This window comes from Vibrio tritonius (assembly GCF_001547935.1).
Taxonomy (GTDB): domain Bacteria; phylum Pseudomonadota; class Gammaproteobacteria; order Enterobacterales; family Vibrionaceae; genus Vibrio; species Vibrio tritonius.
Window position 1 is genome coordinate 1462856 of the sequence record NZ_AP014636.1, and the last position, 13429, is coordinate 1476284.

At 44.0% G+C, this 13429-nt stretch carries 12 protein-coding genes and 1 pseudogene; 6 read left to right on the forward strand and 7 right to left on the reverse strand.

The window, feature by feature from the left end; translation table 11 throughout:
• Nucleotides 1–198 precede the first annotated feature (198 nt).
• Together JCM16456_RS21820 and JCM16456_RS21825 are read right to left on the reverse strand one after the other, a co-directional pair.
• Nucleotides 199–2070 carry an Lnb N-terminal periplasmic domain-containing protein gene (locus JCM16456_RS21820; RefSeq protein WP_068718445.1) on the reverse strand — a complete coding sequence of 624 codons (1872 nt, stop codon included), beginning with the start codon at nt 2068–2070 and terminating at the stop codon, nt 199–201.
• Between the two features lie 128 nt (nt 2071–2198).
• The gene (locus JCM16456_RS21825) at nt 2199–2684 is read right to left on the reverse strand and encodes a DUF3015 family protein (RefSeq protein WP_068718447.1); all 486 of its coding nucleotides are present in this window, start codon (nt 2682–2684) and stop codon (nt 2199–2201) included.
• Between the two features lie 190 nt (nt 2685–2874).
• Here JCM16456_RS21825 and JCM16456_RS21830 point away from each other — a divergent pair, with 190 nt between their 5' ends.
• The 3 genes from JCM16456_RS21830 to JCM16456_RS21835 all read left to right on the forward strand — a co-directional run bounded on the left by JCM16456_RS21830 (nt 2875) and on the right by JCM16456_RS21835 (nt 4864).
• Nucleotides 2875–3741: a TraB/GumN family protein gene (locus tag JCM16456_RS21830; RefSeq protein WP_068718449.1), complete on the forward strand. Its 867-nt coding sequence runs from the start codon at nt 2875–2877 to the stop codon at nt 3739–3741.
• A 32-nt stretch (nt 3742–3773) separates the two neighbouring features.
• Nucleotides 3774–3941, forward strand: coding sequence for a hypothetical protein (locus JCM16456_RS23940; RefSeq protein WP_156430590.1), 168 nt, complete (start codon nt 3774–3776; stop codon nt 3939–3941).
• 239 nt (nt 3942–4180) lie between these two features.
• Entirely contained in the window at nt 4181–4864 is a 684-nt protein-coding gene (locus JCM16456_RS21835) for an expansin EXLX1 family cellulose-binding protein (protein ID WP_082712413.1), read from the forward strand.
• Between the two features lie 105 nt (nt 4865–4969).
• Here JCM16456_RS21835 and JCM16456_RS24515 read toward each other — a convergent pair whose 3' ends face one another.
• On the reverse strand, nt 4970–5473 hold the full coding sequence (locus JCM16456_RS24515) for a methyl-accepting chemotaxis protein (RefSeq protein ID WP_231894483.1): 504 nt from the start codon (nt 5471–5473) through the stop codon (nt 4970–4972).
• A gap of 33 nt (nt 5474–5506) precedes the next feature.
• Nucleotides 5507–6280, reverse strand: a pseudogene (locus JCM16456_RS24520) (PAS domain-containing protein); the annotation flags it as partial.
• 372 nt (nt 6281–6652) lie between these two features.
• Between JCM16456_RS24520 and JCM16456_RS21845 the strand changes: the two are divergent.
• Nucleotides 6653–6871, forward strand: coding sequence for a hypothetical protein (locus JCM16456_RS21845; RefSeq protein WP_068718455.1), 219 nt, complete (start codon nt 6653–6655; stop codon nt 6869–6871).
• Nucleotides 6868–7317: an NUDIX hydrolase gene (locus tag JCM16456_RS21850; RefSeq protein ID WP_068718456.1), complete on the forward strand. Its 450-nt coding sequence runs from the start codon at nt 6868–6870 to the stop codon at nt 7315–7317. Before JCM16456_RS21845 ends, JCM16456_RS21850 begins: the two co-directional genes overlap by 4 nt.
• Before the next feature lie 63 nt (nt 7318–7380).
• Here JCM16456_RS21850 and tdh read toward each other — a convergent pair whose 3' ends face one another.
• The 3 genes from tdh to exaC form a co-directional block, all read right to left on the reverse strand.
• Nucleotides 7381–8412: an L-threonine 3-dehydrogenase gene (gene tdh / locus JCM16456_RS21855; protein ID WP_068718458.1), complete on the reverse strand. Its 1032-nt coding sequence runs from the start codon at nt 8410–8412 to the stop codon at nt 7381–7383.
• Between the two features lie 11 nt (nt 8413–8423).
• Nucleotides 8424–9617, reverse strand: coding sequence for a glycine C-acetyltransferase (locus JCM16456_RS21860; protein ID WP_068718461.1), 1194 nt, complete (start codon nt 9615–9617; stop codon nt 8424–8426).
• Between the two features lie 249 nt (nt 9618–9866).
• The gene (gene exaC, locus JCM16456_RS21865) at nt 9867–11387 is read right to left on the reverse strand and encodes an acetaldehyde dehydrogenase ExaC (RefSeq protein ID WP_068718463.1); all 1521 of its coding nucleotides are present in this window, start codon (nt 11385–11387) and stop codon (nt 9867–9869) included.
• Nucleotides 11388–11635: 248 nt separating this feature from the next.
• Here exaC and JCM16456_RS21870 point away from each other — a divergent pair, with 248 nt between their 5' ends.
• Nucleotides 11636–13390 (forward strand): sigma-54-dependent Fis family transcriptional regulator, encoded by a 1755-nt coding sequence (locus tag JCM16456_RS21870; RefSeq protein WP_068718465.1) that lies wholly within the window; start codon nt 11636–11638, stop codon nt 13388–13390.
• Nucleotides 13391–13429 lie beyond the last annotated feature (39 nt).

Consider the following 13429-nt stretch of genomic DNA (forward strand, 5'->3'; position numbering starts at 1 on the left):
TCACGAACTTTTGAGCAACTCAGTGATAGCTTAATGTTCCTAGCAAACCATTCGTTCAACCTCTGTGATTGGCTTACGTTCATGCAACATACATGATCGTTATGGTAAAAAAACGCCTAATTAATATTTGAGATAGAACACTCGTTTTAACACTAGTACACGGAAGCATTCCCCTAATTCTCGAATGAGTCACTTTTTTTAGTAATAAACATACGCGGTTATTTTTCCGATCATCTCCTCCCCATACCAATGCCGATAACCCATTTCACTGCGCAGCGCAGTATTGGTTGTGATACTCCAATTCCACGTTGCTTTAACACTCGAACGAGATAAAACATCATCACTTAACAACCGTAGCCAATCACCTTCTAGCCCGATTCGATGACCTTCACTGAGCGAGTAAAGCATCCCCATTCGAGTCCCAATACCCGCCACCCATTGATAGTCTGTAAGTGGCCCTTGGTTTATCTCACCACTTATCAGTCCATAGATATGTAGGTCATCTGCTCGCCCCCACGCCTTGCCGACCCCAGTGTTAATAAACAAACGATGACGATTACTGATATCTGGTCGATCAAAACCGAATTTCACATTCCATGCCACACTATCGAAAACTCGGTTACTCGGCGCCAGCGCCATCGCATCAACAATATACCAGTGGTCTAGTCGAGACACGCCCTTATCATCTAGGGTCACTCCGAGGTCACCAAAACTAATTTTTGCGCCAGGAATAAAGCCCGGCTGCGCATCATAGAGATCATGGTAAGAAGGTCGCCATTCAAACTCAGTAACATGGCGGCGATCCTGATTCATCTGGCGAGCCAACCCCAAACGCGCCGAACCATGACCTTGGTCAGGGGACGTATGCGGTTTGGGCACATCGGAAAATGGAGAAGGGGCATCCAATTGGCTGCGTGCAATAAGGATCTTAGTGAGCTGTTTAGCGGTGATGTTGCGTGCTAAACCTTCATCATAGAGTTCGAAATTGAGCCATTCATAAGCAAATTCCAAAATCGCTGCTCGTTCACTAGGTGAAAACTCATCTGAAGTCGGATAGATCCCCTCGTCTTTTAGGCGACGTGTCGCTGCGTAAATTCGCTCGTCAACAGAATCTGATTCATGTAACAACCGCGTACCAAATGCAGCGCGATAAGCAGGTGGAGCGGTTAAGTTAGCGTCCACCAGCGCTTTTACCGTATCTGAGGGCGTAGCGGCATACGGGAATTGACTAACCAAATCCAAATCTTGGTTGGCCAACTGTAACAAGGCTAATAATTGGTAAGAACAATTTTCATCTAAAAAGTAATAATCAAATTCGGCCTGCTCTAGCTCCCATAAATGCAAAAGGACACGCTGCACTTCCCCATGGGTAAAACGCAATGGATACTCCCAAATATCGCGAGATTCAATATCGTTATATTCTCGTACTTTTTTGTAATACGGCATCACGGTAAAACGTCCCGGATATGAGCCAACCATGCCCTTAAACGCATAAAGTGCCGCGTTATCGTCGGTTTGTGGCTGCGCTGCGAAATTTATCGCATAAGCAACCAGTTCACTGTTCTTGTTTTGGTTTAGAGCATCCACTCTTAGTAATGTATGCCCAAACATCGACGATGGATTATTCATAAATGCGGTCGGAAAAACCAACGTCAGTTGATCTGGCGCCATCGCTTGTTGCCATTTGTTCAGCTCCGCACACAGTAACTTAGGAGCAGCATGGCCAAGCTGTTGCTCTAGCCAAGTGAAACGGGCAGGAAAAGTGCAGCGCATGATTTGTCTTTTACTCGGCTCTGATTGATATAGCGCGGCAATGGTAGCAACCAATTCTTGTTGGGGGTCGAACTTACCGTTTGGCGAGAGAAAAAAAGAGTCGGAATCAATCGTGCTTTTGTATTGATAGCGCAGTGCGGGCAAATAATGGCCTAACTTTAGCCAATAGGGATCTTGGCTAAGTCTTGTGATATTAAAATCAGGTACTTCGCTTGGAGCATTGCTTTGCGCTTGTGCCATCCCAGACACACTAAAAAGCAGTATAACGAGAATCGCGGTCCATCGACGACTTAACATACTGTGGTGTCACCTCGAAAAGCCAATTAAGCGGGAATGTATGAGCGCTTTATTATGAATTGAGCAGTATTAACACATTTTTTGAGATAGAAAGTGCCTCTCCTTGAGGCACTTAATAGAATAACAAGTTAAATTGCGTAGCTAGATAGTTGAGTGTCTTGCGCAATCATCACATTCAGATTATTAAGAACTTCATTAGACGTGACATTTTCAGAACTAAATACCGCGGCAAAATTCTGTTTTGCCATGGTGTTGAAACTAGCTTTATCTTCGTCTTTTATGCCCCATACTTCAGACAAGGTATTGAGAGTTTCCCCCTGACCTTTGGCAATGTCGCGTGCCAAATTGTCCATATTGCCATCAATAAACATGGCGAGTTTCTGTGCAGAATCAATAGTTCCGGTACCATCACAACCTAATGTGCCGAAGGTAATACCAAAAGTTTGGTTACCGGAGGTGCTATTGGTTGTCGCGCCTAAAATTTTAAACACTTTACCGCTTTTTCCGTCAAATATCATGGTACCCAAACCACAACCAATATCTTCATCGGCCATCGCCATATGAGAAAAAGGTAATGCTGCTGTAAGTGCGACCACTGCAAATAATTTTTTCATGAGTTAAATCCCTAACCAGAATGTATAAACGGATGATCTGAACGACATGATCTTTTTTAAGCTAGAACAGTATTGAGAAATTTACCAATATGTGACAAAGAATTTGGCCGGATAATTAAATAAAGTGCGAGCATTGCACAATATCTGAACGGCAAATATGTTACAAAGTGACAGACTAAATGGAGCTAGTATGTCATTACACAACGTCGAAATTCCAAATCCACGCTCACCCAGCCACAAGAGTACGCAACCCATCTTATTGATTGGGGAAGCTCTGCATGGTGTGAAGGAATTTGGTCAATATAAACTGGACTTGATTAAGCAGTATTTTACGCAAGGAAAACAGTTTGCAGTCGGGTTTGAAGCCGATGAATTGGGATTCGCATCGCTGCTAGATTCACAACATGTGGATGAACTATTATTGGCATTTCCCAAAATTTTCCGAACTCAAGAAACCGCGAATATATTACTATTCTGTTTAGCCAATAATATTCCCATGTTTGGCTTTGATAGCCGCATTCGCATACCAGAGCATAAGATGTCTCCGAAACTAACGGAGCAAGCCGCGTATTATCACCATATCTATAATACCTATTTTGGCACCTCGGAATATTATGCAATGCGAGACCAATTAATGGCACAAGCCATTGAACGTAATCTAAAACATCACGCAACTCAGTTATTATGCCTCACTCATAATTTGCATATTCGTAAAAATGGATCACAAGAATCTCAAAGTACAATAAAACTAAAATCAATACGTGAGCATTTAGACGATTCCAACATTAAGAGTAAATCCGTGGCATTGGTTGCTCATCATGGGGACTATTTAACTATCGACCTGACACCCGCCAATTTTACTGTCACAGATCCCAATGCGATTGAGGCATTGAGCGTTCCAAATAAAATCTCCTCTTTTTACCCCTTAGACCATCAAGCCAAAAAACACTGTTATTTATTAGGCACCATAAAAGAATCTTCCCCAATTAAAGAGAGTTACGATCACGTAGTTCTGTTTCACCAAGTGCATCAACCACAGATTATTGAACCCAAATAAAAACAACCGCATTATACCCAAATGACCTCAAGATGCAGACTTCAGAGCTTCATCAACAAGCACAGGTCAAGCTCAATGACGGAAGGAATGGTCATTCCCTTTCAACGTCATTGGGCGCTGAAATGGGCTTGTTGATGAGCTCCCAAAGGGCGAGTTGTATTCGCTCCTATGCTGCGTTACCGATTTTCTACGTAGAATAACTAGGTATTCAAATCGGTGCCTTGCCTATGAGCGAATACATTCTCGCTGAAACCGCATCTTGAGGTTACTTGGGTATAACGTTACTTTAATTCTTGAATACGTTTCCCAAAGCGCATGCTCTTAACACAATCAATACTGATTTTTGACTTGCCTTCATCCATAACTATCACACTTACATATGAAACTATATAAATATGTGTAATTGACACATATATCACTCAAACACATGTAAGAGGTTATGATGAAATTATCCATGTTATGTACCACAGTTGGCTTAGCGGTTTTGAGCGTAGGTGTTAACGCTGCTGAAACTACCCATACCGGTAAAGGAACCTTCTATGGTTATGGTGGCGGTGGTAATTGCAGTTTTCCTGTCCCTGACTCTTCTATCTACACCGCAGCGATGAACAAAACAGACTATAACAACTCTCAAGCTTGCGGCGGATTCGCTCAAGTAACCAATACCGATACGAACCAAACTGTCATTGTTCGAATTGATGATCAATGTCCGGAGTGCGCCAAAGGGTCTATCGATTTAGACCAAAAGGCATTTGCTCAAATTGCAGCAATTGAAACCGGTATTATTCCGATTTCTTGGCATTATATTGCAGACCCTAATGACAAAAATATGAAGCTCTATTTCAAAGAGGGGTCAAGTCAGTGGTGGACGGGGATTCAAGTTCGTGACCATAAATATCCCATTACCAAATTAGAATATCGTATTAGCGGCTCGGGAGAGAGTTTCACTGAAGTCACTCGCCAACCTTACAACTATTTTGTTAAGAATGACGGTTTTGGTGTTGGACCTTACGATTTCCGCATTACCGATAGCAAAGGTCAAAAACTCACTGTTAGATCCGTCGCATTAACTCTCAATTCTGAAATAGACACCGCGATGCAATTCCCTAATGCAGATGAGTAATCTACATCATAAGCACTAGCGATAGGCAATGGTCTATTGCAAAATTTAACGTGATAAAAAACAAAAAGCGCCCATTGGGCGCTTTGGTAGATCCAAGAGCATTACCTACATCGTTTTGTTAAGGTCACTAATCATACTAACAACTTGATCTGCGCCGTTTTGAATATCCTTAATCACGTCCCCAGCTTCTCGTGAGAGTGTGAGGCTTTCATTCGCTTGATCTTCACACTTAGAAATTAACCCCACCGCGCTCTGTGTTTTTTGGAGGTTTTCCGACACCATAGCAACGATCTGCTCTGTTGTCGTATTAGTTCGAGACGCTAATTGACGAACTTCATCGGCAACAACAGCAAATCCACGTCCTTGCTCACCGGCACGAGCCGCTTCAATAGCCGCATTAAGAGCCAACAGATTGGTTTGATCAGCGATACCACTGATACTTTTTACTAATTCACTGATTTTTTGTGAGTGCTCATTAAGCGCATCAATTGCACCTTTTGCACTATCCATCAGTTCAGAAAGCTCTTCCATGTGCTTCACGGTTGAGACGATGATTTCCTCACCATGCTCCGTTTGGCTTCTCGTCTCTTGAGAGATAGAGCGAGCCATATTTGCAGCATCTCTCGCCGACTGCTCTTGAGCAACTTGATCGGTGATAAGTGATGCAAATTTAACCACTTTATACAACTTGCCACTATCATCATGAATCGGGTTATACGAAGCTTCTAGCCATAGTTCCTGTCCATGGGCATCTACACGCTTAAAACGTCCCGAAACAAATTGACCAGAACCCAATTTTTTCCAGAAGTCTCGGTACGCAGCTGACTCAGCTTCTTCACTTTCACAAAAAATACGATGGTGCTTACCAACAATGTCATTTAAGCGATATCCAACAGCGGACAAAAAGTTGTCATTAGCTGTCACGATGGTGCCATCCAAATTGAATTCGATAACCGCCATTGAGCGATTAATCGCTACCACCATATCTTGCTGAGCGCGAGAACGCCCAATCGTTCGAGTTAGCTCGGAAGCCAACATAATAAAACTTTTTAACTTATTATCGCTGCTCTTAACTGGATGAAGGATTGCTCGTAACCACCCTTCTTCGTTATTCCCTTTTAAAATCTGAAAGGCACCGTTCCAGTGTTTTTGCTCTCTTATGGCGTCAGCAGCTCTTTTGAAATGCTCTGTATCGCGAGCATCTTGCGGCACCAAATCCGTAATGCTCCTACCGACAACATCTCTCTCAGCTAACTGCAGTTCTTGAGTCACATTTGCGTTAACGGATGTTATCTTACCATTGACATCCAAAGAAAACCTGAGCATATCCTGCTCTAAACTTTCGCGAATGTCATTGAGAGCAAAATTTTGTTCTTCTAAGATTGATTGCTCATTTCTTTTCTTGTTAAAAAACATACGACCCCTTTCAGCCCTTACACATTCGCATTAGCACGACGGTTTCCTTGGTTATTCAAGAATAGTATAGAATCACAAATTATACGCAACTAGTAAAAACAATTAACATGTGTGACAGAACCGACATTTTTGTTATTTAAAAAACATCCCTTTAGCAACACTGTTTTCCCAAAATAATCAGTACATTACTACTAAATAAGCACTTTACGGATTGCCCAACAAAAGTCATTATTGGCATCCACTATAGCTTGGTCGGTTTTCAAGCCAAAGGAATCGACTTCGAACAATATATTTCCCGACTAATTATCTATAAACGAGTTAGACCAATTTATCAGACAATATTAGCCTAGCTTACTGAGTAATCCAGAAGTAATGTCGGATGAACTGAATGCCAAGCAGCCTCAAGCGATTGTCGGATTTAAAATTGTGATTGATGACATTCAGGCCAAAGAAAAACTAGAGCTACACCTAAGCCCAGAAGATCAAGCAGGTGTTTATCAAGCACTCAATGAGAGTGAGCACTTGCCTGCCAAGATGCTTGCCAACTACATGAACAAACGAACGACGAAAAGTGAAGGAAAAGATCAATGATCAAAGTGAATACCACCGTTGTTTCCGGCGTGGCATTATCACAAATTGATGGTGAAATGAAACTGCTGCTAATGAAACGAGTAAAAGGTGGCTTTTGGTGTCACGTTGCAGGCTCAATCGAAGCGGGAGAAACCGGGGTTGATGCGATTGTGCGTGAGTTTTCTGAAGAAACTCAGATTCAAGTAACTCATTTATATAACGCGCAGTTTCTAGAGCAGTTCTACGTTGATAGTGCCAACCTTATTGAACTGATTCCCGTCTTTGCCGTGCTGTGCCCAGCCAATCAAAATGTCACGCTTAACGACGAGCATACCGAATACAAATGGTGCAGTTTACAAGAAGCCCTAGAACTTGCTCCCTTCCCTAATCAACATGCCGCATACAAACATATCTGGCACTATTTCGTCGAAAAGCCCATCAATGAGCTTTATCGGGTGAACATCTAGTTTTTTGCCAAACAAAAAGCGCCCATTGGGCGCTTTCGTTTTGTAAATATGGCACTGAACCACTTATTGCCAATCAAGAATCACTTTACCCGATGCGCCGCTGCGCATGGTGTCAAAGCCTTGTTGGAAATCATCGATACTAAAGTGGTGCGTAATGATTAGGGTAAGATCCAAACCAGATTGGATCAGGCTTGCCATCTTGTACCACGTTTCGAACATTTCACGACCGTAAATGCCTTTAATGACCAAGCCTTTGAAAATCACTTGAGTCCAATCGATCGCCATATCTGATGGTGGAATACCCAATAGCGCAATACGGCCACCATGGTTCATGGTTGTTAGCATTGAACTGAATGCACTTGGTACGCCAGACATCTCAAGACCAACATCAAAGCCTTCGGTCATACCTAGCTCTTTCATCACATCTTCCAGTTTCTCATTGGCAACGTTAACCGCACGAGTCACGCCCATTTTACGAGCGAGTTCTAGGCGATATTCGTTCACATCCGTAATCACAACATGGCGAGCACCAACGTGTTTAGCGACAGCGGCCGCCATGATACCAATTGGGCCAGCACCAGTGATTAAGACATCTTCACCCACGAGATCAAACGACAATGCGGTGTGCACTGCATTACCAAATGGGTCAAAGATAGAGGCAAGATCATCAGAAATACCCGCTGGAATTTTGAATGCGTTAAACGCTGGAATCACTAGGTATTCGGAAAAAGCGCCAGTGCGGTTTACCCCCACACCAACGGTGTTACGACAAAGGTGAGTACGGCCACCACGACAGTTACGGCAATGACCACAGGTAATATGACCTTCGCCAGAGACGCGATCACCAACCGAGAAACCACGCACATCAGAACCCACCGCAACAACTTCACCTACGTATTCGTGGCCAACCACCATAGGAACAGGGATGGTATTTTGTGACCATTCATCCCAGTTGTAGATATGCACGTCGGTGCCACAAATCGCGGTTTTACGAATTTTGATTAACAAATCATTGTGACCTGGTTCTGGCTTGTCCACTTCGGTCATCCAGATACCCTGTTCACGTTTTAATTTGGCTAATGCTTTAATTTTCATGTGATTACGCCTTAAATAATGCCCATCTCTTTACCCACTTCAATAAAGGCATCAATCGCCTTATCCAACTGCTCACGGCTGTGTGCCGCAGACATTTGGGTACGGATACGTGCCTGACCTTTTGGTACCACTGGGAATGAGAACCCGACAACATAAATGCCTTTGGCTAAAGCGCGTTCAGCAAATTCGGCCGCCACTTTCGCATCACCCAACATGATTGGAATGATTGCGTGGTCAGCGCCCGCAAGCGTAAAGCCTGCGTCTGTCATACGAGTGCGAAAATGCGCTGCGTTGTCCCATAGGTGGGCACGCAAGTCATCACTTTCACTTAATAGATCGAGTACACGTAGCGATGCCGACACGATCGCTGGCGCTACCGAGTTAGAGAACAAATAAGGGCGAGAGCGTTGACGTAACCAGTCAATCACCTCTTTTTTACCAGCAGTGTAACCGCCAGAAGCGCCGCCCATCGCTTTACCCAGCGTACCGGTAATGATATCGATGCGGTCAATCACATCATGATATTCGTGAGTACCGCGACCGTTCGCGCCCATAAAACCGACGGCGTGAGAATCATCCACCATCACTAACGCATGGTATTTATCTGCAAGGTCACAAATAGCAGGCAGGTTAGCGACCACACCATCCATTGAGAACACACCGTCTGTCACGATAAGTTTATGACGTACACCCGCTTTATCGGCCGCAATCAATTGTTCTTCCAACTGTGACATATCGTTGTTGGCATAGCGGTAACGTTGTGCTTTACACAAACGAACCCCATCAATGATCGACGCGTGGTTCAATGCATCAGAAATGATCGCATCGTTTTGATCAAGTAGAGTTTCAAACAACCCCGTGTTGGCATCAAAACATGAGGTGTAAAGAATAGTATCTTCTTTACCGAGGAAGGCTGAGAGTTTTTTCTCCAGCGCTTTATGCGCGTCTTGTGTACCACAAATAAAACGAACCGATGCCATACCAAAACCATGCTCATCCATCCCCTCTTTTGCCGCTTCAATCAGCGCAGGATGGTTCGCCAGCCCAAGATAGTTATTGGCACAGAAGTTTAAAACTTCCTCTCCAGTGGAGATTTGAACCGCTGCTTGTTGCGAAGAAGTGATGATTCGTTCTGATTTGTACAGTCCTTCAGCTTTGACTTCCTCAAGCTGATTACGGATCTGTTGATAAAAGGCAGAAGACATTGCATGTTCCTTTTTGAGATACCAAGTTCTATTACCCGCCATTTTTCAATGGTGGTGTTCATTGTGTTAAGTGTAATCCATGCCATCACAAGCGATTATCCTGTGCTGCGGAAAAGTATTTGTGAATATGAGGAACAAATGGATATTAAGGTACACTTTGAGGCAAAAAAACCGCTGACCAAATCAAGTCAGCGGTTGGAATAACAGCAGGTGGCATTGCGCCGCCCTTTGGTTCAACTCATTAGAACGCTAGAAAAATCCGAGTGGATTCACATCGTAGCTGATGAGTAGGTTTTTGGTGTTTTGATAGTGCCCCAACATCATCTTATGGGTTTCACGACCGATACCGGATTTCTTATAGCCGCCGAACGCCGCATGCGCAGGATACATATGGTAACAGTTGATCCATACACGTCCGGCTTCGATACCACGCCCCATGCGATACGCAAGGTTAGCATCACGAGTCCAAACGCCAGCTCCGAGGCCATATTCGGTATCATTCGCAATCGCGAGTGCTTCAGCTTCATCTTTGAAAGTGGTAATCGCAATCACAGGGCCAAAAATTTCCTCTTGGAAAACGCGCATTTTATTGTGACCTGCCAACATGGTGGGTTGCACATAATAACCATTGCTGATCTCGCCACTTTGCTCAGCCTTATCACCACCGAAGATCACTTTTGCCCCTTCATTACGACCAATTTCAAGATAGCTTAGAATTTTTTCATATTGCTCTTCAGATGCTTGAGCCCCAACCTGAACGTCAGTGTCTAATGGGTTACCTTGGCGAATCAATTTGGCACGTTCTGCTAACTTATCTACAAATTTCTCGTAGACCGATTCTTGCACCAATACCCGTGATGGACAGGTACACACTTCTCCTTGGTTGAAGAAACCTAACAACGTACCTTCTAAGCATTTTTCCAAATACGCATCTTCGTGCTCAAACACATCGGCAAAGTAAATATTTGGCGATTTACCACCTAGCTCAACAGTCGATGGGATGAGGCTGTCTGCAGCACATTTGAGGATATGGTTGCCAACGGAAGTTGAACCAGTAAAGGCCAATTTATTAATTCGACGGCTGGTTGCCAGAGCTTGCCCAGCCTCAGTACCAAAACCATTAACAACGTTCACCACACCTGGTGGTAGAAGATCTTGAATCGTTTCCATCAAGATCAAAATAGACACGGGGGTTTGCTCGGCAGGTTTCATCACCACGCAGCAGCCAGCCGCAAGTGCAGGTGCTAATTTCCACGCAGCCATCAACATAGGGAAGTTCCATGGAATAATTTGCCCTACCACGCCAATGGGCTCATGGAAGTGATAAGCGGTAGTCTTGTCGTCAATCTCTCCGATGGATCCTTCTTGCGCTCGGATACAACCAGCAAAGTAACGGAAGTGGTCAACGACTAAAGGGAGATCAGCAGCGAGCGTCTCACGAATGGGCTTGCCATTTTCCCAAGTTTCGACGTAAGCCAAGGTTTCCAAATGCTGTTCAATACGGTCGGCTAGTTTAAGCAATAAATTGGCGCGTTCTGTCACACTGGTTTTAGACCAAGTGGTACGCGCTTCGTGCGCAGCATCTAGGGCTAGTTCAATATCGCCTTTATCTGAACGGGCGACCTGACAATAGACTTGCCCATTAACCGGTGAGATATTGTCAAAATATTCGCCACCTACCGGCTTAACCCATTGTCCCCCAATGAAATTATCGTAATGTGATTTGAAATTGAAAATCGCTTTTGCAGTTCCTGGTTGAGCATAAATCATGGTTCTATCCTTTCCACTTTCTCATTCATGTTATGGGTACATACCGCGCTTTATTTGCAGCGCTCACAAAAGATACAACGCAAATCACAAGCCAAGATTATTTACCTTGTTGTTAATAAGTTGTAACGATATGATTAACAAATAATTAAAAACCCACACCGAACAGATGAACTTAACTGAATGGACTGCCTGCCATTGTTCATCTGTTCCAAAATGGAACAGTGTCACTGTGACAAGGTGGAACACTTATGCAAATTCAACCCAATAATAAGGATTGGCTCAGCTCATCTTGGGAGCGCAGTAAAGAGGCGGGACTCATCCAACGTCGACTGCCCGATGCGATTCGTCTGCCGAATTACGAACTGAAAGAGAGGCAATGGCGAGCAACGACCATGATTGAGGCTGTTGAGCAATTCGTTCTCCCTCTATTCAATCAAATATGCTCTCATACCGACAGTCGCCTAATTCTGACCGATGCCGATGGCGTTATTCTCTCATCTTGGGGACAGTCTCATTTTCGTGAACAACTATTGCAAATCGCCCTCGACAGTGGCTGCTGTTGGCAAGAGAAGCTCAAAGGCACCAACGCTATCGGTACGGCATTAATTGAATCTAGACCTATTTCTGTCATCGGTGAACAACATTACATTCGCCAGCATCAATTTATCAGCTGTTCCGCTAGCCCAATTCAGGATTACCAAGGAACCACCGTGGGTATTCTTGATATCACCAGTGAGCAGCAAAAACATGACATTACATTGCAAGTGCTAGTACAAAACATGGTGCAGTTAATTGAAAACCATCTAATTTCCTCTTTGCCAAACGGCGTTACCCGCATCGATTTAGCGCTCGATCCCACCCTGATTCATAGCGGTTGGCAAGGCATAGTGATCGCTGATCAAGATGGCAAAGTGATGGCTTATAACCCTATTGCAACGCATTTACTGGAGCAAAAACATTTGTTGGGCGTCGATCTCGACCAAGTCATAGAGCAGGTCCCTCGTCGAGTCATTTACGAAAGCCACACCATGAACAACAATGCCCCCAAAGTAAGGGGGAAAACGCCAGTATCAAGTACTCATTTGCACTTTGGCGATGCATCCGTTGAAAAGGCATGGCAACAGGCAACGAAATTGCTCAATCACGATATTCCTATTTTATTGATGGGCGAAACCGGTGTGGGCAAAGGCGAGTTCGTGAAGGCGTTACACCAACATAGCAATGCAAAACAGCCACTCATTAGCGTTAACTGTGCCGCGCTGGCCAGTGAATTGATTGAATCTGAGCTATTTGGTTATGCCCCTGGTGCCTTTACTGGCGCCAGCAATAAAGGCTATGCAGGGAAAATTCGCGCAGCAGATAATGGCATTCTGTTTCTTGATGAAATCGGTGATATGCCTTTAGAAGCACAAAGTCGTTTACTGCAAGTACTACAAGATAAAGTCGTAGTACCGGTTGGCTGCACCAAAGAGTATCCGGTTCACCTGCAAATCATTGCTGCGACTCATCAATCTCTAGAAAAAGCCGTCGAAGCGGGAACTTTTCGTCAAGACCTCTATTACCGCCTCAATGGTTTGGTGCTCACTCTACCAGCATTACGTGAACGCTCTGATCGCAGTGCACTTATCACTGAACTGCATAGAAAATACCGTAAATGTACACAAACAATATCCACACAGCTGCATAAAAAACTCGAACTCTACTCTTGGCCGGGTAACTTACGTGAACTCGATAATGTGATGAAAGTGGCGTGTTTACTCGCTAGCGAGGAAAATGAGCTCAAACTTGAGCATCTGCCCACCAACGTTGTTCATTTACTAAAACCTAATCACGATCAGCTCAATTCCGTTCCCCCAGCTCAAACCTTGCGTCATACTCTAGATAACCAATTGATTGAAACGTTTCATGCCCATCGTGGCAATGTGAGTCAAACAGCGAAGCAATTAGGAATTAGTCGCAATACTTTGTACCGTAAATTGAGGGCGATCGGACTTTTAGCATAAGTTATTGACACATAGAACAAGACAATTGCAATGATAAGT

Excerpts from the sequence above, each read along its gene's own strand:
- JCM16456_RS21845 (WP_068718455.1), top strand. The coding sequence starts at position 6,653 with ATGTCGGATGAACTGAATGCCAAGCAGCCTCAAGCGATTGTCGGATTT.
- JCM16456_RS21860 (WP_068718461.1), bottom strand. The coding sequence starts at position 9,617 with ATGTCTTCTGCCTTTTATCAACAGATCCGTAATCAGCTTGAGGAAGTC.
- JCM16456_RS23940 (WP_156430590.1), top strand. The coding sequence starts at position 3,774 with ATGCAGACTTCAGAGCTTCATCAACAAGCACAGGTCAAGCTCAATGAC.
- JCM16456_RS21835 (WP_082712413.1), top strand. The coding sequence starts at position 4,181 with ATGATGAAATTATCCATGTTATGTACCACAGTTGGCTTAGCGGTTTTG.
- JCM16456_RS21830 (WP_068718449.1), top strand. The coding sequence starts at position 2,875 with ATGTCATTACACAACGTCGAAATTCCAAATCCACGCTCACCCAGCCAC.
- JCM16456_RS21820 (WP_068718445.1), bottom strand. The coding sequence starts at position 2,070 with ATGTTAAGTCGTCGATGGACCGCGATTCTCGTTATACTGCTTTTTAGT.
- tdh (WP_068718458.1), bottom strand. The coding sequence starts at position 8,412 with ATGAAAATTAAAGCATTAGCCAAATTAAAACGTGAACAGGGTATCTGG.
- JCM16456_RS21850 (WP_068718456.1), top strand. The coding sequence starts at position 6,868 with ATGATCAAAGTGAATACCACCGTTGTTTCCGGCGTGGCATTATCACAA.
- JCM16456_RS21825 (WP_068718447.1), bottom strand. The coding sequence starts at position 2,684 with ATGAAAAAATTATTTGCAGTGGTCGCACTTACAGCAGCATTACCTTTT.
- exaC (WP_068718463.1), bottom strand. The coding sequence starts at position 11,387 with ATGATTTATGCTCAACCAGGAACTGCAAAAGCGATTTTCAATTTCAAA.
- JCM16456_RS24515 (WP_231894483.1), bottom strand. The coding sequence starts at position 5,473 with ATGGCTCGCTCTATCTCTCAAGAGACGAGAAGCCAAACGGAGCATGGT.
- JCM16456_RS21870 (WP_068718465.1), top strand. The coding sequence starts at position 11,636 with ATGCAAATTCAACCCAATAATAAGGATTGGCTCAGCTCATCTTGGGAG.